The organism is Janthinobacterium kochi (assembly GCF_051380715.1).
In the GTDB taxonomy this organism is placed as follows: Bacteria; Pseudomonadota; Gammaproteobacteria; order Burkholderiales; family Burkholderiaceae_D; genus Janthinobacterium.
The window spans coordinates 72,190-91,921 of the sequence record NZ_JBNYXO010000002.1 but is presented as its reverse complement, the minus strand read 5'-3'; the positions used below and the strand labels follow the sequence as shown (position 1 = coordinate 91,921).

Here is a 19,732-nt window from a genome sequence, read left to right as displayed (position 1 = left end):
CACCACCACCGAGACTGTGCAAGGGAACTGCCGTGACGCCTGACCTGGAACTGATCCACAAACCGATACACGAATCGTTTCGCGCGTGGGCGCACGGCTATCCGCACGTGGTGGCGAAATGGCATTTTCATCCTGAGTACGAGCTGCACATCATCACCACCTCGACCGGCAAGTTCTTTGTCGGCGACCATATCGGCAGCTACGCGCCGGGCAACCTGGTGCTGACGGGACCGAACCTGCCGCACAACTGGGTCAGCGAGCTGGCCGAAGGCGTGAGCCTGCCCGCGCGCGACCTGGTGCTGCAGTTTTCCAGCGACTTCATCGAACGCTGCGCGCTGCTGTTCCCGGAAATGGCGCCCCTGAAAATCCTGCTGGGCGAAGCGGGCAGGGGCTTGCAGTTTCCCGACGCGTTGGGCTTGCGCCTGGCGCCGCTGATGGCGGAACTGACGACGGCGCAAGGCCCGCGCAGGGTGGAACTGTTCGCGCGCCTGTTCGGCGACCTGTGCGACTGCCGCGAACGGCGTGCGCTGGCCAGCGTCACCTATCTGGCGCAGGCGGGGCGCTACATGTCGTCGACCATCAACCTGGTGCTGGCGTATATCAAGCAGAACATCACGCTCGATTTTTGCGAGCAGGACGTGGCCGATGTGGCGGAGATGAACACGCTCAAGTTCACGCGATTCTTCCGCAAGCATACCGGCACCTCCTTCATCCATTACGTGAACCAGGAGCGCATCGCGCTGGCCTGCGAACTGCTGATGAATACCGACATGAAGGTCACCGATATCTGCTACCGCACGGGGTTTAACAATCTGTCCAATTTCAACCGCCAGTTCCTGGCCCACAAGCAGATGTCGCCGTCAAAATTCCGCTCCTGCCTGCACATGAACATGCCCGAGTCGTTCCCCTGACGGCCGGCTTTACCCACTTTTACACATGGAATCATCGTGACATATCTCGGTATCGATATCGGCACTTCCGAAGTCAAGGCCATCCTGACCGACGACGCGCAAACCATCCTGGCCAGCAGCGGCGTAACCCTGCGCGTGTCGAGCCCCCATCCCGGCTGGTCGGAGCAAAATCCCGAGGACTGGTGGCACGCCACGCTGGACGTGATCGCGGCCATCCGCAGCGCCCAGCCGGTGGCGTTTTCCGGCTTGCGCGGCATCGCGCTGTCGGGCCAGATGCATGGCGCCACGCTGCTCGACAAGCAGCAGCATGTGCTGCGCGCGGCCATTTTGTGGAACGATACACGCGCCTTTGCTGAATGCGTGGAACTGGAAGCGCTGGTGCCCGAGTCGCGCGCCATCACGGGCAACCAGGCCATGCCCGGCTTCACGGCGCCCAAGCTGCTGTGGCTGCAAAAGTACGAAGCGTCGCTGTTTCGCGCCACGGCCACGGTCCTGCTGCCCAAGGATTATGTGGCGCTGCGCCTGACGGGCGACTGCGTCTCCGACATGTCCGACGCCTCGGGCACCCTGTGGCTGGATGTGGCCAAACGCGACTGGTCCGAGCGCATGCTGGCGGCCACCGGCCTTTCGCGCGAACACATGCCGCGCCTGGTGGAGGGCAGCCACGCCGCCGCGCAGATACGTCCGGCCCTGTGCCAGGAATGGGGCATCGCCCACGCGGTACTGCTGGCCGGCGGCGCGGGCGACAATGCTGCCGCCGCCGTGGGCCTGGGGGTGGTGGAAGCGGGTGCCGGCCTGCTGTCGCTGGGCACCTCCGGCGTGCTGTTCGCTGGCAGCGATGGCTTCGCGCCCAATCCGGGCCAGGGCGTGCACGCGTTCTGCCACTGCCTGCCCGAGCGCTGGCACCAGATGAGCGTGATCCTCAGCGCCGCATCCAGCCTCAGTTGGGTGGCGCGGTTGACGCAGTCGAGCGACATCGGAGAATTGGTGACCCTGGCCGAAGGCGTCGAGGCGCGCACGGCGCCAGTCTTTTTGCCGTACCTGAGCGGCGAGCGCACGCCGCACAACGACGCCACGGCGCGTGGGGTGTTTTTTGGCTTGTCGACGGAACATGGACGCGCGGAGCTGGCCTACAGCGTGATGGAAGGCGTGGCGTTTGCCATGGCCGACGGCAATGCGGCGCTGCGCAGCGCCGGTACGCGCTTGACGGAAGCGTCGTTCGTGGGCGGCGGTTCGCGCAGCCGTTTCTGGGCGCAGCTGTGCGCAAATGCCTCCGGCTTGAACGTGCTGCGGCACGACCATGGCGTCGCTGGCGGCACCCTGGGCGCGGCGCGTCTGGCGCAGATGGCGGTGACGGGCTTGCCGCCTGCGCAGGTGTGCACGCGCCCGCCCGTGCAGGAAACGGTGGCGCCGCAGCCGTCCGGCGTGCTGGACGAGCGCCTGGCGCGCTATCGGCGTTTGTATCCGCTGCTGCGCGAAGAATTCGCGGGAGCGGCCGCGGCGGCGCGCTAGCGCTGCCAACAAGATTGCCGGCCCGACCATGCTGTGAGTCCGGCAATATGGCCAGACAGTCAACCTTCCTGTGTAATTTGTTGTTTCCGTGCTGAAAGTGTTTCTCTAACGAAAGCATCGCTTGGTTTTTCACGGGGTGCGCTGCATGATTTCATCATTTGGTGAGAATTGGATAGTTTTTGGCGGCGCCTTTGTTGCCATCCTGTTCTTGCCACCGGGAGAAATACATGCAACTCGCGAATCTTAAAATCTCCGTCCGCCTGGGTCTGTTGGGCGCCTTTTTCTTTCTTGCACTGGTATTTGTTGGCGTGCGCGGCTGGAGCGCGCTCGACGCCGCCAGTGCGCGCAGCGCGGACGCCATGCAACGCTCCGTGGCCCTGACGGAGGCGGTCGACACGGCGCGCGGCGCGCAGGTGACGTTCAAGATCCAGGTGCAGGAATGGAAAAACATCCTGCTGCGCGGCGGCGAGGCGGCCGCCTTTCAGCGCTACCGCGAAGCGTTTGTCGCCAGCGGCGCGCAGACGCGCAAGGAATTGCAAAGCCTGCAAGCCATGATGGCCGCGCTGAAGCTCGATACGGCCTCGGTGGAGCAAGCCCTGCAGGCGCATGACGCGCTGGGCGTGAGCTACCTGGCGGCGCTGCAAAAGTATGATGGCGCGCGCGCCGACAGCGCGCAGGCCGTCGATGCGCTGGTCAAGGGCATGGACCGCGAGCCGACGCGCCAGATCGACGCCATCGTCGCCGGCATCGGCAAGCAGTCGCGCACCCTGATGGCGCAGATGACGGAACAGGATGTCGCCGCGCACCGCAGCGCCACTCTCGCCATGCTCGCCACCGTGCTGGTGACGCTGGTGGTGGGCAGCGTCACCGTCTGGTGGCTGATCCGCAGCATCACCGTGCCGCTGGGAGCGGCCGTCGGCATCGCCCAGCAAGTGGCGGCTGGCGACTTGCGCGCCGTGGTGGCCGACAGCGGCGGCGACGAAATCGGCGACTTGCTGCGGGCCTTGAAGACCATGAGCGGCAACCTGGCGGCCATCGTCGGCAGAGTACGCGAGGGCACGGACGCCATCGCCACGGCATCGATCCAGATCGCCAGCGGGAATATGGACCTGTCTTCGCGCACGGAAGAGCAGGCCAGTTCGCTGGAAGAAACGGCCGCCTCGATGATCGAACTGACCACCACCGTGCGCCAGAATAATGACAATGCGGATCAGGCGCGCCAGCTGGCCGGCGGCGCTTCCGAGGTGGCGCAGCGGGGCGGCGAAGCGGTGGCGCAAATGGTGCAGACCATGGGCAGCATCAATGCCTCGTCGAAGCGCATCGTCGACATCATCGGCGTGATCGACGGCATCGCCTTCCAGACGAATATCCTGGCCTTGAACGCGGCGGTGGAAGCGGCGCGCGCGGGCGAGCAGGGACGCGGCTTCGCCGTCGTCGCCACCGAGGTGCGCAACCTGGCGCACAGGTCGGCGGAAGCGGCGCGCGAAATCAAGCAGCTGATCGGCGAATCGGTGCGCACGGTGGAGGAAGGCAGCGTGCTGGCTGGGCAGGCGGGGCAGACGATGAATGATGTAGTCGCCAGCGTGCAGCGGGTCAACGCCATCATTGGCGAGATCGCCGTGGCCAGCGGCGAGCAGCACGACGGTATCGAGCAGCTTAGCATTGCCATCAGCCAGATGGATGGCGTGACGCAGCAGAACGCGGCCCTGGTGGAACAGGCCGCTGCGGCGGCGGACGCCTTGCAACAGCAGGCGGCCGGGCTGGCCGACGCCGTCAGCGTCTTCAAGCTGCACGAGACGGCCGGCGGGCGGGCGCCAGCTACCGGCACCCAGGCGCGACATCCGCGCGCGCTGTCCCTGGCTTGAACCTGTGATGCCATGCGCCGCTTGACACCAGTCAAGCGGCGCCCGATCAGGCAAAAACTTCGGCGAAATTCTTATACTATTTCCTTTCCGCATGGATCTGCGCCCGGCTGCTTGGCGCGCGTTGCAAAGGAAAACCATGTTCTTCACTTTCCGCTTGCCGGGTGACGCATGACGGCGCTGCTGCTGGCGCTGTGCCTGGGCTTGGCCGTGATGCTGAGCGTGCTGCTGGCCTGCCAGTGGCAGGCGGCGCGCGCCTGGCGCATGCGCCATGCGACGGGCGTGGTGCTGCAGGCGGCGCAGGCGCAGCAGATGGCAGATGCGCTGGCGCTGCTGCACGCATTGCCGGCGGCCGTCATCGGCACCGACCACGATGGCGTGGTGCGCTACCTGAATCCCCGCGCCAGCACCATGGGTGGCCTGCTGGGTGACGATGGTCTGGGCCATCCCGTGACGCAGCTGCTGCCGCTGTACCACGACGGCACGCCCATCGATGCAGCGCGCCAGGTGCGCGAGTGCGTGGCGCGCCAGGAAGTGCTGGAGGTGGCGCGCGGCGCCGTGCTGTTGCGCCATCTCGACGGCAAGCGCATCGATGTGCAGTACAGCTGCGCGCCGCTGGCGCAGGGCGGTGCGGTGCTGCTGCTGAACGATGTATCGGCCCGCCGGCGCGCCGAGCAGCAGCTGGAATTCATCGCCCACCACGACGGCCTGACGGGTTTGCCGAACCGGCTGCATTTCCAGATCCGCTTTGAGCACGGCATCGCCTACGCGCGCCGCCACCAGGGCTTGCTGGCCGTGCTGTTCGTCGACATCGACCGCTTCAAGTCCATCAACGACAGCCTGGGGCACGACGTGGGCGACCAGGTGCTGACGGAGTTCGCGCGCCGGGTGCAGCAGTGCGTGCGCAAGGTCGATACGGTGGCGCGCCAGGGCGGCGATGAATTCATCATCCTGCTGACGGAACTGCGCACGGCGCACGATGCCGAGCGGGTGGCCGAAAAGATCGTCGCCGCCATCGCCGCCCCCTTCGTCATCGGCGAATACAGCTTGTCGGTGGCGGCCAGCGTGGGCGTGGCCCTGTACCCGGACGATGACGACGACGTCAATGCGCTGATCGAAAAGGCCGACCTGGCCATGTATGCGGCCAAGCGCCACGCGCCGGGCACCTGTCTGCGCTACGCCGCGCGCATGCAGACGCAGTCGTATTCGCGCACCATCCTCGAGACGGCCCTGCGCCATGCGCTCGAACGCAACGAATTCGCCCTGTTCTACCAGCCGCGCATGGACCTGAAGACGCGCGCGATCACGGGCGTGAAGGCGCTGCTGCGCTGGAAGCACCCGGAACTGGGACTGATGATGCCGCTCGATTTTTTGCCGGTGCTGGAAGAAAGCGCGCTGATCCTGCCGGTGGGCGCCTGGGTGCTGGCCACGGCGGTGGAACAGGCGCGCAGCTGGATCGCGCAGGGGCAGATGCTGACGGTGTCCGTCAGCCTGTCGGCGCGCCAGTTCTACCAGCGCGACATCGCGCGCAATTTCGCCGCCGCGCTGGAGGCGGCCGGCGTGCCGGGGCACTGCATCGAGCTGGAAATCGCTGCCGGCATCCTGATCGACCGTAACCAGAACTGCGAACTGATACTGCGCCAGTTCCGCCAACTGGGCATGGCGATTGCCATCAGCGATTTCGGCACGGGCGATGCTTCGCTCAATTACCTGAAACGCTTCCCCACGGATGCCGTGAAGATCGAAAAGTGTTTCGTCGACGACCTGGGCAAGCCCGGTGGCGACAGCGCCATGGTGCGCGCCATCGTGGCGATGGCGCGCACGCTCGGACTGCGCACCATCGCCGGTGGCGTGGAAAGCGGCGAGCAGCTGGAACTGCTGGCCGAGATGGGCTGCGACGAGGCGTTTGGCTACTACCTGGGCCGCGCCATGGCGCCCGAGGGCATCGAGGTGCTGCTCAAAAGTTGTGAAGTCATTCAGAACTGATAGCGCAGCGACAGCATCGCGTTGCGCGGATCGCCGTAGTAGCCGCCCATGCCCGTCGAGTAGTACTTCTTGTCGAAAACGTTGTTCACGTTCAGGGTCGCCACCAGCTGCGCACTGACCTGGTACTGCGCCATCAGTGCCGCCACCGCATACGCCTTCTGCGTGAAGCGTTCGCCATTCGGCCCGCGGTCATCCATGTAGATATCGCTCTGCCAGTTCACGCCGCCGCCCAGCACCAGGCCAGGCACGCCCTGCCTCAGGCGCCAGGTGGTCCATAGCTTGGCCATGCCCTGCGGCTGGCTGGTCTGGATGCGCGCGCCAGCCGCGTTGCGGATGCGGCTATAGGCATAGCTGGCCGTCAGCTGCCAGTCTGGACGCAGTTGGCCCGATACTTCCGCCTCGACGCCGCGCGTGGTGGCGCCCTTGACCGTGTGGTAGGCGTAGGAACCGCCGCCCGTGCCGATGATCCAGACATTGCCCGGGTCGGCTTCGGCCAGGTTCTCCTGCTTCAGCTGGAAGACGGCGGCGCTGGTGGTGAGCTTGCCGCCGAAGAATTCGCCCTTGGCACCCACTTCGTAGTTCTTGCCTTCCAACGGCGCCAGGAAGCGGCTGTTGACGTCGCGCTGGCTTTGCGGCGTGAAGATGCTGGTGTAGCTGGCGTAGGCCGACCAGTGCCGGCCCAGGTCGTAGACGAGGCCCGCATACGGCGTGATCTTGCCGTTTTCGCGCATGGCGTCGTACAGGTTCGTGCCGTTGGCATAATCGCTGCGGATGTCGCGCTTCCAGTACGACAGGCGCGCGCCGAGAATCACCGACAGCGCGTCCGTCGGGCGCAGGCGCAGGGTCGAATACAGGCCGCTTTCCCGTTCCTTGTCGTACGAGCTGCCCCGGCGCGTACCGCTGTAGTCGGGGACCGGCATAGCGCCATTCCAGGCATGGATATCGGGTACCGTATAGTCATAGCCATCAAGGCGCCAGTTCGGATAGATGGGGCTATTCGTCTTGAGTTCAGAGGCGCTCACGCCCAGCACCAGTTCGTGCTGGCGGCCGAAGGCCTGGAACGGGCCGCTGACATAGGCGTCGAGCGAGGTCTGTTGCGGCTTGCTGTGCCAGTTGGCCAGCCACAGCCGCATGCCGCCGCCTGTCACGCGGTCAGGGTAGCCATTGCCGGAAAAGCCCTGCAAGGCGTCGTACTGGTTGCTGCTGCGGCTGACTGCCAGCTTGGCGATCCAGTCGTTGTCGAAGTAATGGTCGAGCGTGGCGAACAGCATGCTCTGTTCGCGCTCATACGTGCTCCATGCGGCCGTGCCGTTCATCGAGCGGGGGAAATGGGTCTGCGAGCCGTCGGCATAGAACATGGGGAAGTCGCGCCCCGCGCCCTTGAGCTTTTCCTGCTGGTAGTTGATGCCGGCGCTGAGCACTGTCGATGGCGTCAGGTCCGCTTCGACGATGGCATACAGTACGTCTTTTTTTTGCCGGTAGCGGTCGATGAACGAGCGCTGCTCTTCATGCGCGGCGACGAGGCGCGCGCGCACCTTGCCGTCCGCCGTCAAGGGCCTCGAGACATCGCCTTCGATGCGGTAGCGGTCCCATGATCCCAGCTGCGCGCCGGCCGTGGCGGCAAAGCTGCGGCCCGGGCGCTTGCGCACCAGGTTGACGGCCGCCGAGGGGCTGCCCGTGCCGCTGATCAGGCCCGTTGCGCCGCGGATGATTTCGACCCTGTCGTAGATGGCCATGTCGTAGGTGCGCGCTTCCAGGTTCTTGCTGGTCGGGATGCCGTCGAACATGTACGAGGTGACTTCAAATCCCCGTGAAAACACCTGGTCGTATTCGCGCGTGCTCGACGAATGGTCGACCGTGATGCCGGGCGCCTGCAGCAGCACATCCTGCAAGGTACGCAAACCCTGGTCGTCGATCTGCTGGCGTGTGATGACGCTGACGGCTTGCGGCGTTTCGCGCAGCGACAGGTTCAAACGCGTGGCGCTGGTCAGGCCCGCGTAGCCGCGCTTGCCTTCCGTGGTGCCGTCGCGCAGGGCGCTGGAGCTGACGGCCACTTCGTCCAGGGTGGCGGCAATCGGCGCGGCAGGCGAGGCTGCGCCCGATTTACGCAGCACGTAGCTGCGCTCTCCGCTGGGAAGCGCTTCCAGTCCTGTGCCGGCCAGCAGGCGGGCCAGTGCCTGCGGCACCGTGTAGCTGCCGCTCAGGCCCGGCGTGCGCACGCCTTGCAGCAGTTCGGCCGCCGCGCCCACGCTCACTTTTGCTTCGATGGCAAAGCTGGCGATGGCGGCGGACAGCTCGCCTGGCGGCACGCTGAAACTGAATTGCGTGCTGGCTGGGGCGGTGCCGGAAGCTGCCGCCATGGCCGGCGCCTGCGCCAGCGACAGCAGGAACACAGCGCTGCCGATGGCGCGCTCGAGGGGAGTCAAACGGGGTGGGTGCATGGTCTGGCCTTTTTGGTGGAGTGTCGTTGCAAGATGTCGTTGCAATACACAGGACAGGCCATGCCGAAAAAAGAGGCCAACTTTTCACGATTATTTTTTGCGGGCCGTGAGGGTGACCCAGTACGGAGTGCGGTACAGCACGTCGACGGGCAGCATGCGCGCGAGGTTTTCCAGCACGGCGTCGGTGTCGTCGAGCTGGAAGGCGCCCGACAGGCGCAAGCCCGCCACTTGCGGCTCCACGCGCAGCAGGCCGGGGCGGTAGCGTGACAATTCGGCAGCGAAGGCATCGAGACGCATGTCCTGTGCCGCCAGCATGCCGTGCGCCCACGCATCGGCTTGCAGCGGCGCCGGCGCGGGCAGGCTGGCGTGGCTGGCGTCGAAGCGGCTTTGTTGTCCCGCCATGAGCGTGCGCACGGTGGCCGAGGGCGCGCGCGGCGTGATTTCCACCGCGTGTTCGAGCACTGTCACGCGGCTGCTGTCGTCGTCGACGCGCACGGTGAAGCGCGTGCCCAGCGCGCGGATGCGGCCATGGCAGGTAGCGACGATGAAGGGGCGGCTGCCTGCGTGGTCGGGGTGCGTCTGTATCAGTACCTCGCCGCGGCGCAGCGTCAGCAAACGTTTATCGGCGCCATACGCCAGGTCGACGGCGCTGTCCGTGTTGAGCACCAGGGAGCTGCCATCGGGCAAGGACACCTCGCGCCGTTCGCCCACGCCGCTGCGGTAGTCGGCCAGCAGTTCATGGCGCACCAGCAGCCAGGCGGCGGGCGCCGCCATCAATGCCAGCAGCACCTGCACGGCCACGCGGCGCTGCGGCCGGCGCAGCACGGGCACGGCCAGCTCCGGCGGTAGCAAATTCGCCGTTTGGCTCACTTGCTGCACCCTGTGCCAGGCGCGCGCGTGTTCCGGATCGTGCGCGCGCCATTGCGCCGACGCCGCCAAATCATCCTGTGTGGCCTGGCCCGATTGCTCCAGCAAATACCATTCGACCGCCTGGCGCGCCACCTTGCGCGACAGCGGGGGAGATGGTGGAGCGGCCGCGCTCATGGCAGCAGGTCCGGCGCCAGCAGCACGCATTCGGTCAGCGCCTCGGCCATGTAGCGTTTCACGGAGCGTTCGCCGATGCCCAGCTGCGCGGCGATGTCCGCATACGTATAGCCTTCGATCTGCGCCATGATGAAGACGGCGCGCACCTTCGGTTTCAAGCCATCGAGCATGGCATCGACCGCTTGCAGCGCCTGCAGTATTTGCGCGCGCTGCTCGGTCGATGGCACATGCTGTTCGGGCAGGGCGGCCAGCGCATCGACCCAGGCGCGTTCCAGGGACTGGCGCCGTAAATGATTGATCAGCAAATGTTTGGCGACTGTCGCCAGATAGGCCTTCGGTGCGCGCAGGGCTGGCGTTTGTGGCTGTGCGGGGGCACCGGCCAGCAGGCGGATGAAAGTGTCCTGCATCAGGTCGGCGGCATCAAAAGCATTGCCCAGGCGCCGCTGCAGCCAGTGCGCCAGCCAGCCGTGGTGCGCGCGGTAGTGGCTTTCCAGCTGCATGGGCAGCAGGGGGGAGGGCGCGAACGGACTGCCTGGCATGGTGGGGAAGACCTTAATGCAAATAAGAATTATTCTCATTTTAGCGCGACAGCCGTGCCGATGCAATGCTCTGTTGCTGTGCCACCACGGCTGGCAGCACAGCCGCGATAACTACAGCACTGCCAGCGCGACGGCGGCCAGCACGGCCGCGCCGCCGATGACGCGCGCCAGGCGCATGGCCTGGTGGGGGGCGTAGGGCAGCAGCCAGATCAGCAGCAAGCCGCAGCCCGTCAGGCTGCCGACCCAGTAGACGAGGCCATAGCCGCCGCCGGCGATGTGCATGGCCCAGGCCAGGGCAGCCGCCAGCGCCAGCCAGCCTGCCCACTGCAAACGACGGCGCAGTGGTGCGGGCGGTTCGGCGCCGCGTCCGTGCAAATCGGCGTAGTGGCGGTCCATGGCCAGGCACAGCGAGGACAGGCCCGCATAGCACAGGGCAAAGACGAGAAAATTGGCCAGCAGCTCCATTACGCGGCCTCCATCGTCGTTGCCGGCTTGGCGGCGGGTGTGGTTTTGGCCGCCTTCACGGGCAGCGGTTTTAACTTGAACGCCGCATACGCCAGGCCCAGGCCCAGCACCAGCACCACCAGGTCGAAGGCGGCCACCGCCACGGGGCCGCGGCCCAGGAACAGGGTCACGCCCAGGTGCGAATTGGTCGTGAAAACGTTCAGCACGGGCAGCGATGCCAGCAGGAAGGCGCCCACGGCCAGCTGCACACGCCACATCGCGCGCGAGGGGCGCAGCTGGGCGATGATGGCGGCCAGGGCCCAGGCGCCGAAGAAGCAGGCGATTTCCTCTTTCGGCCGCTCTTCCATCGTCACCGACAGCAGGCGGTTGGCCCAGAAGTAGGCGCCGAAGGCGATCGGAATGCCGGCGATGGCGCCGATGTTGAGCGCTTCGACCAGGCGCAGGCCGAAGCTGGCGCGCTTGCCGGCGGCCAGCGCCTTGGCCTGCTTCTGGCGCGTCTTGACGGCCCACAGCAAGGCGCCCGTGGCGACCATGGCGCAGCCGGCCAGGCCGGAGAGGAAGAACAGGGCGCGCAGCAGCGGCCCGCCGAAATGCGCGACGTGCAGGCCGACCATCACGCCGTGCGTCGCGGCGGCGCCGGGTTGCGCGTCGCCATCGGTCGACAGCAGCTTGCCGGACACGCCATCGAATTCCATCGATGGCTGCTTCGCCGACATGTCGCGTCCGCCGGCGCGCGTCAGCGAAATGGTGGCGTTGGCGTCGCCCGGGTGATTCACGGAGATGCGTTCGACCTTGCCGCCCCAGTGCTGTTCCGCCTGGCGCACGAGGGGCGCGAACGGCGTCAGCGGCGCGGCCACGCCGGCCGGCTTGCTGTCGCCCGAGCGGCCGGGAAACGCTTCGGCGAAGAAGGCATCCTGGTCGCCCTTGTAGGCGGCCGTGGCGCCCGATGGCATGTACAGGAACATCAGGGTGACCAGGCCCGTGTAGGTAATCATGATGTGGTAGGGCAGGGCCAGCACGGCCGTCACATTGTGCGCGTCGAGCCACGAGCGCTGGCCCTTTTTCGGCCGGAAGGTAAACAGGTCCTTGAAGATGCGCTTGTGCGTGACGATGCCGCTGATGATGGAGACGAACATGAACATGGCGCAGAAACCCACGATCCAGCGGCCCCAGATGGCGGACATGTAGTGCAGGTCGAAGTGCAGGCGGTAGAGGAATTCGCCGCCCCGCGTCTCGCGCGGCTTCGACAGCACCTCGCCCGTGGCCGGGTCGGCTTTTTCGCTATGAAAATTGCCGCGCCGTCCGCGCTTCTTTTCGCCCGGTTGCGATGGCTTGCTCCAGCCCAGCTGCGTGGCGGGACTGCGCTCGCCGGGCAGGCTGATGAACCAGCGCGTGGCGCCCGTGGCGCGCTCCTGCATCGCTTTTTGCGCGACCTTGGCCGCTTCCTCTGTGCTTACCCGGCTGGCGGCGGCGCCGTGCAATTCGGGCTGCATCCACAGGGTGATTTCATTGCGGTAGTAGCTGGCCGTGCCGGCGCAAAACACCAGCAGCAAGATCCAGCAGACGAGCAGGCCGGACCAGGTGTGCAGCCATGCCATCGACTGGCGGAAACCTTCTTTCATGCGAGACTCCAGGAGAGTGCGTCCATCCATTGCAGGATGGCGGCGATGACGGCGGCGGGAATCAACAGGCCCAGCCAGGCGCGCAGGGCGCTGCGCGTGGCGAAGACCCACATCACCACGCAGGTGTAGATGGCAAACGACAGCAGGGTGGCCGTCATGACGGCTTCGGAACGGGCCATGGGCAGGCTCACCGACAGCAGCATGGTGACCAGCGCTGCCAGCACGTAGCCGCCAACGATGGCGGCCACGCTGCGCGAGGCCACGCCGAGGCGGTACACCGCGCCGGCGGAGAGCCGCAGGCGCGCGATTTTTTCAGTGGTTTCAGTGGTGGCTGGGGCTTGCATGGTCAGTCGTGATCCTTGCTCGGTGGCAGGGCCGGGCCGGCCGGCAGCGGCGTCACGCCTTGCGGTTGCAGCAGGCTCAGGGTGGTCACGAACATGGCCTTGTCATAGGCTTGCGCACCGCGCTGGCCAGCAGTCTTGTCCGTGTGCTGCACTTCCAGTACATAGCTTCCCTTCCATGGCAGCGGGAAGCTGACCAGGCCTTGCGCATCGCTCCAGGCTTCCTTGCCCCAGCCCGATTGCACCACGGCGTTGACCTTGGCTTGCGCCAGCGGCTTGCCCTGGTAGCTGACCTGGAACTGGCCCGGTTTGCCGGTCGGCACCAGATCTAGCGTCAGCGCGGGCGCTTGCGCCCTGGCGTCGGCGACCAGGCGCGCGGCCGGAACCCACACGGTGCGCGTGCTCTTGCCATCCTTTTTCTCTTCCCACGACGGGTAGTTGTCTACCTCGACGATGATGCTTTCGCCTGCGCCCACCTTGCCATTCAGGATGAACGCGCCGGCCGTCTTGCTCGCCTGCAGCGGTTGCGCACCCTTGGCCGACAGCCACGTCACGTTCCTGATGCTGAACTTGTCCAGCAGGCCGGGCGACGCCTCGCGCAGGTTGTCGCCGAACTCGCCGAAGTACACGCTGGCCGCCTTGCCGTCCTGCTGCAGCCAGATCTGGTGCGCGCTGGCCGTGCCAGAAGCGATGGCCGTGCCCAGCAGGGCGGTGGCGAGGGCGCCGAGGTGCGCGATGGAAGTGATGTGCATGGTGTATGCCTTAGTTTGTGGTGAGAAACGTGGTTATCGCAGCGGTGCAAAGTACCGGGTAGTGGCGGCGGCAGCGCCGGCCAGCGAACGTGCTCGCGCCATGAAACTACCTTTGTTGTGATTGATATGGGAAGGCTTGCTTGGCGGGGATGCCTGGCTGGCGCAGCGTGTCATCCAGCTGCGCATCAGCCATGCCGTCCTGACCGGTCGATGGCAGGCGGGACATGCGGGATGCAGACTCCGAACGGAATCCAAATGTGAATGAGAACTATTCTTATTATAGTGTGAGGTTGCGAGACATGCAAGAGTGCGATGTTGTAAACGAGAACGGCCGCCCCATTGCTGGCGGCGGCCGTCCTAGGGGGCAAGCGTTACAGTTGGCCGCGCAGTGTCAGCATGGCATTGCGTGGTTCGCCGTAGAAGTTGGAACCGTAGGCGGCCCACACGCGCGTGTAGTATTTCTTGTCGAACAGGTTGTTCACCGTCAGCGACAGCTCCAGCTTGGGACTGAGGCGGTAGCCTGCCTGCAAGCCCACCGTGGTGACGGGCCCCTGCTCGAATTTCACGGGGCCGTTCAGGCGGTACATGCTGCTGACGCTGCGCAAGCCGCCGCCCACGCTGATCTTGTCGAGCGCGCCGGCCAGCCGGTAATTGGTCCACACATTGAAATTGTGGCGCGGCGCGATGAAGGTGTACAGCTGGGCCTTCTGGTCGCCGCTGCCTTCGAGGGTGCGCGTGCTGGTGTAGGAATAGCCGCTCGTGATGTTCCAGCCCGGCAGGGGGCTGCCGCTCAGCTCGGCTTCCAGGCCCTGGCTGCGCATCTTGCCGGCGCCGATGGAAAACAGCGGGTTGGCCGGGTCGGGCATGACGCGATTTTCATCTTCCATGCGGAACAGGGCCGCATGCGCGTTGACGTTCTTGTCGAACAGCTCCGCCTTCAGTCCCAGTTCGAATTGCTGGCCCGTGCGCGGTTTCAGGGTTTGGCCGGCAGCGTCCGTGGTGCTCTGGGGCGAGAAGATGCGCGTGTAGCTGCCGTAGGCCGACACCTGCTTGTCGAGCTCGTAGACCAGGCCCGCATACGGCGTGAATTTCGCATTGATGGTGTTGCTGACATCGGTGAACTGGTTGAAGTATGCGTTGCGGTTGACGGTATGGTTGTCCCAGTGCGTCAGGCGCCCGCCCAGGTTGACGGCCAGCCGGTCCGTCGCTTGCAGGCGGGTGCGCGCGTACAGGCCGAACTGCTTCGTGCGGTTGTCATTGCCGTTGGAAAAGATATAGCTGGGCCGGGCGATATTGTTATCCGGATGGAAGATGTTGATCGGCGCATTGTCGCCGCCGCCATACTGGAAATGCTTGTGCACCTGGCGGTAGTCGGCGCCCACGATCAGGTCGTGGCTGCGGCCAAAGGCCTGGAACGGCGTGGCCAGGTAAGCGTCCATGCCCTGCGTCTTCCAGTGGCTGCGGTAGTTCCAGCTGATCAGGCAGCTGTCGCCCGTGACAGGGTCTGCCGAGCAGTCGGGCCAGCCGAAATTGCGCGATGGCTCATCCTGCTCGCGGTACAGGGCGGTCACCTTGAACTGGCCGCCGTTGTCCAGTTTATGGTCGAGCTCGGCAAAATATTCCGTGACCTTTTCCGTGATGTGGTTCCAGGCCGGGTCCAGGTAGGTGGAGCGGGGCACGTCGAGCAGGCGCCCGTCTTCATACGCGGGCAGGCCGAAGGCGGGACGGCCCTTGTATTCTTGCCAGGTGAGGCCGCCCGTCAGCACGGTGCCCGGCGCCAGGTCGACGGCAACGGTACCGTACAGCAGCGGTTTTTCCGCATACACGTGGTCGACGAAGGAGCGCCGGTGTTCATAGGCTGCCACCAGGCGGCCGCGCACCTTGCCGTCCGCGCTCAGGGGGCCCGTCACGTCCGCTTCCGCATAGTAGCGGTCCCAGGAACCCGCGCTGAGCACGCCGCTGGCGGCGAAGGTGTCGCGCGCCCGCTTGCGCACCAGGTTGATGGTGCCGCCCGGGTCGCCCGCGCCCTGGAACAGGCCGGCCGGGCCGCGCAGTACTTCCACGCGGTCATAGATGGCCAGGCCGAAGCCGGCCGACAGGTCATTGCCCGTGCTGGCCGGCGTCATCACGCCATCGACCTGCACCGCATCGAGCGCATAGCCGCGCGAGTAAAAATTGCCGTGGTTGCCACCCGTGCTGCTCGCTTCGACGGTGATGCCCGTCACGCCGCGCATGGCGTCGTCCAGGCTCAGCAAATTCTGGTCGTTCAATTGCTGGCGCGTCAGCACGGAGACGGACTGCGGAATCTCACGCAGGCTTTGCCGGCCCTTGCCGATACTCACCGCCTGCGCCGCATACGACTTGGTCAGCTCGGTATCAGTCGTCGCCTCCTGGCGCGCGCTGACGGTGATTTCCGCCAGGGTCGCCACCTTGCCCGTGGCGGCGGGCGCCGGGCGGATGATGACGCTGTTGCCGTCGATGGCAGCGGCCAGGCCGCTGCCGGCCAGCAGGCGTTCCAGGCTGGCGGCCACGCTCAGCGTGCCGCTGACGGCGGGCGCCGTCTTGCCGGCCACCAGCTCGGGGGCGAACAGCAGTTGCAGATTGGCTTGCCGCGCCAGTTCATTCAGCGCTTGTCCCAGCGGCTGGGCGGCGATGGCCAGTTTGACGGTGGGCGCCGTTTGCGCCTGTGCCAGGGGGATGCTGCCCAGGGACAGCATGGCGGCCAGGGCGAGGGGAGCGGGTGTCAGATTGAGGCGGGGGGACCACATGTTGCATTTCTCCAGGTTAATTTGTTGTCGATTAACTTGGTAGACGCGGCAGTGCGCCAAATCCTCACCTGCGAATGCGAACTATTTGCATTTATTTTTCGGGCCGCTGCATCGCAGGGGCTTGCGCCGGCATTTTTGCCGCCATGCGGATCTCGCTGGCACCGCCGCTGCGCACGAGCTGCACGGGCAGCAGCTGCGGCAAGGCAGCGGCGAAGTGGTCGAGCTGGGTCAGGCTGAAACTGCCGCCGATGCGCAGCCTGGCCACGGCGGGATCGCGCACGGCCAGGCCCGTGTCGCCATAGCGCTCGAATTCGGCCAGCGCCGCGCCCAGCGGCACGTTGTCGAAGGTGACACGGCCGTCGCGCCAGGGCGCCACGCTGCCTGGGGCCAGGCTGGCGACTTCAGACAGGCGGCCGCCGGCATCGCTACTGACACCCTGGCCGGCCCGCAGATCGACCAGATCTTGCCGCGCGCCCGCCACGCGCACCTGGCCATGCTGCACGGCCACGCGCAACTGGCCGTCGTGGGCCACGGTGTTGCGTACGGAAAACTGCGTGCCCACCACCGTCACTGTCAAAGGACCGCTGAGCACGTCAAAGGGCTGGCCCTGCTTCGCTTGCACCCGGAACAGCGCTTCGCCGTGCGCCAGACGCACTTCGCGGCGCTGGCGGTACAGGGTGACGTGCAACTGCGTGGCCGTATCGAGTTCTACCTTGCTGCCGTCGGGCAGGGCAACGGCCAGGCGCTGGCCGCGCATGGTGGCATACGCCTGGCTGAACGTGGGTTGCTGCCACCACTGGTAGCCGCCCGCGCCCACGCTCAGTAGCAGCATGGCGGCGGCCGCATACGGCAGCACGCGCACGGAGCGCAGAGGCGGGCGGCGGGGGGATGGCGCTGGCGCTGCCCAGCGGGCGGCCACCTGCGCGGGAATCCGGCGCGCGGCGCGGTAGGTGTCTTGCAACTGGGCATACGCGTGCGCGTGCTGCGCATCGGCCGCCAGCCAGGTGGCAAAGTCGGCCTGTTGCTGCGCATCAAGGTTGCCGCGCCGGCTGAACCAGGTGGCGGCCGCCAGCGCCACGCCATCTTGCGTGGCGGCAAAGTCGGCGTACTCGCGCAAGTCCGCCTCGTCTTGCGCGGACGGGCCGAAATCGTGGCGTGGCGGGTGGGCGGTCATGGACGCCATTATGTGGCTTCCCGCAGAGAACGCAACTGTGCCTGGCAACTGAGCATGCCGCGCGCGATATGTTTTTCCACCATGCTCACGGAAATGCCCATGCGCGCGGCGATCTGCGCGTGCGGCAATTCCTCGAAGACGTGCAGCACGAAGGCGTCGCGGCAGCGGGGCGGCAGGGCGTCGATGGCGGCCACGCAGGCTTGCCAGCCCTGGCTGCTTTCCAGCGCCTCTTCCGGCTGCAAATGGCGCGGTGCGGCCGGATGCGCAGCCTCCGGCAGGGCATCGAGTTCCTCGTGCTGGCGCAAGGCGGCGCGCCGGTGCTGGTCGATCAGCAGGTTGCGCGTCGTGTGGTACAGCAGCGCGCGCGGTTCGCGCACGGCCGCTTCGCCCAGCACGCGCGCGTAGCTTTCCTGCACCAGGTCGGCAGCGGCTTCGCGGTTGCGCAAGCTGCGCCAGCAAAAGTTCAACAGTTCTTGGTAATAGCGTGCAACCACGGCGTCCGATGTATGAGTCCGCAGCCAGGAATGCCGCATATGAGAATGATTCTCATTATATTGCATGCCGGGATGTCGCGCTAAGCGGTTTGCCGCACCGTGGCAGGCGTACAACGCTTTGCCCCGCAGCCAGCATCGGTTAACATGGGAAGTTAATAAGGAGGCAAGATGGCTATTCAAATTATCAATACGGCGCCGGTGGCTGGCCAGCGGCCCGGCACCTCGGGCTTGCGCAAGAAGGTGGCGGTCTTCAGCGCACCGCAATACCTGGAAAACTTCGTGCAAAGCGTGTTCGACACGCTCGGCGACTGCCATGGCCAGACGCTGGTGCTGGGTGGCGACGGGCGTTACTACAACCGCGCGGCCATCCAGACGGTGCTGCGCATGGCGGCCGCGCACGGCTACGCGCGCGTGCTGCTGGGGCAGGGCGGCATTTTGTCGACGCCGGCTGTCAGCTGCGTCATCCGCAAGCATGGCGCCAGCGGCGGCCTCATCCTGTCGGCCAGCCATAATCCGGGCGGCCCCGATGGCGATTTCGGTATCAAATACAACATCGCCAGTGGCGGCCCGGCGCCGGAAAAGGTCACCGAAGCCATGTTTGCGCGCACGCAAACCATCACCGAATACCGCATCAGCGACGCAGCCGACATCGACCTCGATACGCCGGGATTGACGCGCATCGAGCAGATGACGGTCGAAGTGATCGATCCGGTACTCGATTACGCGGAACTGATGCAGCAGCTGTTCGACTTCGACGCCATCCGCGCCCTGTTCGCGGGCGGCTTGCGCATCTGCTTTGACGGCATGCACGCCGTTTCCGGCCCGTATGCGACGGCCATCCTGGAAGGCATGCTGGGCGCGCCGAAAGGCAGCGTCATCAATGGCGTACCCCTGGAAGACTTCGGCGGCGGCCATCCGGACCCGAATCCCGTCAACGCGCAGGAATTGATTGCCATCATGGCCGCCGGAGATGGTGACGATGCGGCTCCTGATTTTGGCGCCGCCTCGGATGGCGACGGCGACCGCAACATGATCGTCGGCCGCCGCTTCGACGTGACGCCCTCGGACAGCCTGGCCATCCTGGCCGCCAACGCCACTGTGGCGCCCGGCTACCGTGGGGGCTTGAAGGGTATCGCCCGCTCCATGCCCACATCGGGTGCGGCCGACCGGGTCGCTGCCGCGCTGGGTATCCCGTGCTACGAGACGCCGACGGGCTGGAAATTCTTTGGCACCCTGCTCGACGCCGGCATGGCCACCTTGTGCGGCGAGGAAAGCTACGGCACGGGTTCGAACCACGTGCGCGAAAAGGATGGCCTGTGGGCCGTGCTGTTCTGGCTCAACTTGCTGGCAGAGAAAAAACAATCGGTGGAAGAGATCGTGCGTGCGCACTGGGCCACGTATGGCCGCAATTACTACTCGCGCCATGATTACGAAGACATCGACAGCGCCGGTGCGCAGCAGCTGATGGACGCCGTGCGCGGCCAGCTGGCCGCCTTGCCGGGCCAGGCAGTCAATGGCTACACGGTGGCGCTGGCCGACGATTTCAGCTACACGGACCCGGTCGACGGCTCCGTGGCGACGCAGCAGGGTATCCGCATCATCATGACGGATGGCGCGCGTATCGTGCTGCGCCTGTCCGGCACGGGCACCGAGGGCGCCACCCTGCGCCTGTACCTGGAACGCTACGAAGCCGATCCGTCCCGGCACGCCATCCCGACGCAGGAAGCGCTGGCGGGGCTGATCGCCGTGGCCGAGCAACTGGCGCAGATCCGTGCACGCACGGGGCGCGACGCGCCCACGGTGACGACGTAAAAAAGGGCG

At 66.1% G+C, this 19,732-nt stretch carries 15 protein-coding genes; 5 read left to right on the top strand and 10 right to left on the bottom strand.

What is annotated here, in order from left to right; genetic code table 11:
* Positions 1–32: 32 nt before the first annotated feature.
* From ACQ4WL_RS04810 to ACQ4WL_RS04795, 4 genes are all read left to right on the top strand, one after another.
* Positions 33–911, top strand: coding sequence for an AraC family transcriptional regulator (locus ACQ4WL_RS04810; RefSeq protein WP_436508440.1), 879 nt, complete (start codon positions 33–35; stop codon positions 909–911).
* A gap of 36 nt (positions 912–947) precedes the next feature.
* The gene (gene xylB, locus ACQ4WL_RS04805) at positions 948–2,423 is read left to right on the top strand and encodes a xylulokinase (RefSeq protein ID WP_436508438.1); all 1,476 of its coding nucleotides are present in this window, start codon (positions 948–950) and stop codon (positions 2,421–2,423) included.
* A 227-nt stretch (positions 2,424–2,650) separates the two neighbouring features.
* A complete protein-coding gene (locus ACQ4WL_RS04800; RefSeq protein WP_436508436.1) occupies positions 2,651–4,288 on the top strand; it encodes a methyl-accepting chemotaxis protein in 1,638 nt (545 codons plus the stop codon).
* A 168-nt stretch (positions 4,289–4,456) separates the two neighbouring features.
* Positions 4,457–6,271 carry a putative bifunctional diguanylate cyclase/phosphodiesterase gene (locus tag ACQ4WL_RS04795; RefSeq protein ID WP_436508435.1) on the top strand — a complete coding sequence of 605 codons (1,815 nt, stop codon included), beginning with the start codon at positions 4,457–4,459 and terminating at the stop codon, positions 6,269–6,271.
* Here ACQ4WL_RS04795 and ACQ4WL_RS04790 read toward each other — a convergent pair.
* The 10 genes from ACQ4WL_RS04790 to ACQ4WL_RS04745 all read right to left on the bottom strand — a co-directional run bounded on the left by ACQ4WL_RS04790 (position 6,262) and on the right by ACQ4WL_RS04745 (position 17,863).
* A complete protein-coding gene (locus tag ACQ4WL_RS04790) occupies positions 6,262–8,712 on the bottom strand; it encodes a TonB-dependent siderophore receptor (protein WP_436508434.1) in 2,451 nt (816 codons plus the stop codon). The genes ACQ4WL_RS04795 and ACQ4WL_RS04790 overlap by 10 nt on opposite strands.
* Positions 8,713–8,802: 90 nt before the next feature.
* A complete protein-coding gene (locus ACQ4WL_RS04785; protein WP_436508432.1) occupies positions 8,803–9,756 on the bottom strand; it encodes a FecR domain-containing protein in 954 nt (317 codons plus the stop codon).
* A complete protein-coding gene (locus tag ACQ4WL_RS04780) occupies positions 9,753–10,295 on the bottom strand; it encodes a sigma-70 family RNA polymerase sigma factor (RefSeq protein WP_436508431.1) in 543 nt (180 codons plus the stop codon). The genes ACQ4WL_RS04785 and ACQ4WL_RS04780 overlap by 4 nt, the downstream gene beginning before the upstream one ends.
* A gap of 111 nt (positions 10,296–10,406) precedes the next feature.
* On the bottom strand, positions 10,407–10,760 hold the full coding sequence (locus ACQ4WL_RS04775; protein WP_436508430.1) for a DUF3325 domain-containing protein: 354 nt from the start codon (positions 10,758–10,760) through the stop codon (positions 10,407–10,409).
* Positions 10,760–12,382, bottom strand: coding sequence for a PepSY-associated TM helix domain-containing protein (locus tag ACQ4WL_RS04770; protein ID WP_436508429.1), 1,623 nt, complete (start codon positions 12,380–12,382; stop codon positions 10,760–10,762). Before ACQ4WL_RS04770 ends, ACQ4WL_RS04775 begins: the two co-directional genes overlap by 1 nt.
* Complete coding sequence (locus ACQ4WL_RS04765) at positions 12,379–12,726, bottom strand: DUF3649 domain-containing protein (RefSeq protein ID WP_436508428.1); 348 nt, start codon at positions 12,724–12,726, stop codon at positions 12,379–12,381. Before ACQ4WL_RS04765 ends, ACQ4WL_RS04770 begins: the two co-directional genes overlap by 4 nt.
* 2 nt (positions 12,727–12,728) lie before the next feature.
* Positions 12,729–13,475: a DUF4198 domain-containing protein gene (locus tag ACQ4WL_RS04760; protein WP_436508426.1), complete on the bottom strand. Its 747-nt coding sequence runs from the start codon at positions 13,473–13,475 to the stop codon at positions 12,729–12,731.
* A 371-nt stretch (positions 13,476–13,846) separates the two neighbouring features.
* Positions 13,847–16,243, bottom strand: a complete 2,397-nt coding sequence (locus ACQ4WL_RS04755) for a TonB-dependent siderophore receptor (RefSeq protein WP_436508425.1) — start codon at positions 16,241–16,243, stop codon at positions 13,847–13,849.
* 91 nt (positions 16,244–16,334) lie between these two features.
* Positions 16,335–17,426, bottom strand: a complete 1,092-nt coding sequence (locus tag ACQ4WL_RS04750) for a FecR family protein (RefSeq protein ID WP_436508423.1) — start codon at positions 17,424–17,426, stop codon at positions 16,335–16,337.
* Positions 17,426–17,863 (bottom strand): sigma-70 family RNA polymerase sigma factor, encoded by a 438-nt coding sequence (locus tag ACQ4WL_RS04745; RefSeq protein WP_436508422.1) that lies wholly within the window; start codon positions 17,861–17,863, stop codon positions 17,426–17,428. Before ACQ4WL_RS04745 ends, ACQ4WL_RS04750 begins: the two co-directional genes overlap by 1 nt.
* Before the next feature lie 216 nt (positions 17,864–18,079).
* Between ACQ4WL_RS04745 and ACQ4WL_RS04740 the strand changes: the two genes are divergently transcribed.
* On the top strand, positions 18,080–19,723 hold the full coding sequence (locus tag ACQ4WL_RS04740; protein WP_436508420.1) for an alpha-D-glucose phosphate-specific phosphoglucomutase: 1,644 nt from the start codon (positions 18,080–18,082) through the stop codon (positions 19,721–19,723).
* Positions 19,724–19,732 lie beyond the last annotated feature (9 nt).

What these genes read in the sequence shown, in the direction of transcription:
- ACQ4WL_RS04765 (WP_436508428.1), bottom strand. Translation starts at nt 12,726, where the DNA reads ATGCAAGCCCCAGCCACCACTGAAACCACTGAAAAAATCGCGCGCCTG.
- ACQ4WL_RS04800 (WP_436508436.1), top strand. Translation starts at nt 2,651, where the DNA reads ATGCAACTCGCGAATCTTAAAATCTCCGTCCGCCTGGGTCTGTTGGGC.
- ACQ4WL_RS04795 (WP_436508435.1), top strand. Translation starts at nt 4,457, where the DNA reads ATGACGGCGCTGCTGCTGGCGCTGTGCCTGGGCTTGGCCGTGATGCTG.
- ACQ4WL_RS04790 (WP_436508434.1), bottom strand. Translation starts at nt 8,712, where the DNA reads ATGCACCCACCCCGTTTGACTCCCCTCGAGCGCGCCATCGGCAGCGCT.
- ACQ4WL_RS04775 (WP_436508430.1), bottom strand. Translation starts at nt 10,760, where the DNA reads ATGGAGCTGCTGGCCAATTTTCTCGTCTTTGCCCTGTGCTATGCGGGC.
- ACQ4WL_RS04760 (WP_436508426.1), bottom strand. Translation starts at nt 13,475, where the DNA reads ATGCACATCACTTCCATCGCGCACCTCGGCGCCCTCGCCACCGCCCTG.
- ACQ4WL_RS04785 (WP_436508432.1), bottom strand. Translation starts at nt 9,756, where the DNA reads ATGAGCGCGGCCGCTCCACCATCTCCCCCGCTGTCGCGCAAGGTGGCG.
- ACQ4WL_RS04770 (WP_436508429.1), bottom strand. Translation starts at nt 12,382, where the DNA reads ATGAAAGAAGGTTTCCGCCAGTCGATGGCATGGCTGCACACCTGGTCC.
- ACQ4WL_RS04755 (WP_436508425.1), bottom strand. Translation starts at nt 16,243, where the DNA reads ATGTGGTCCCCCCGCCTCAATCTGACACCCGCTCCCCTCGCCCTGGCC.
- ACQ4WL_RS04740 (WP_436508420.1), top strand. Translation starts at nt 18,080, where the DNA reads ATGGCTATTCAAATTATCAATACGGCGCCGGTGGCTGGCCAGCGGCCC.
- ACQ4WL_RS04750 (WP_436508423.1), bottom strand. Translation starts at nt 17,426, where the DNA reads ATGGCGTCCATGACCGCCCACCCGCCACGCCACGATTTCGGCCCGTCC.
- ACQ4WL_RS04780 (WP_436508431.1), bottom strand. Translation starts at nt 10,295, where the DNA reads ATGCCAGGCAGTCCGTTCGCGCCCTCCCCCCTGCTGCCCATGCAGCTG.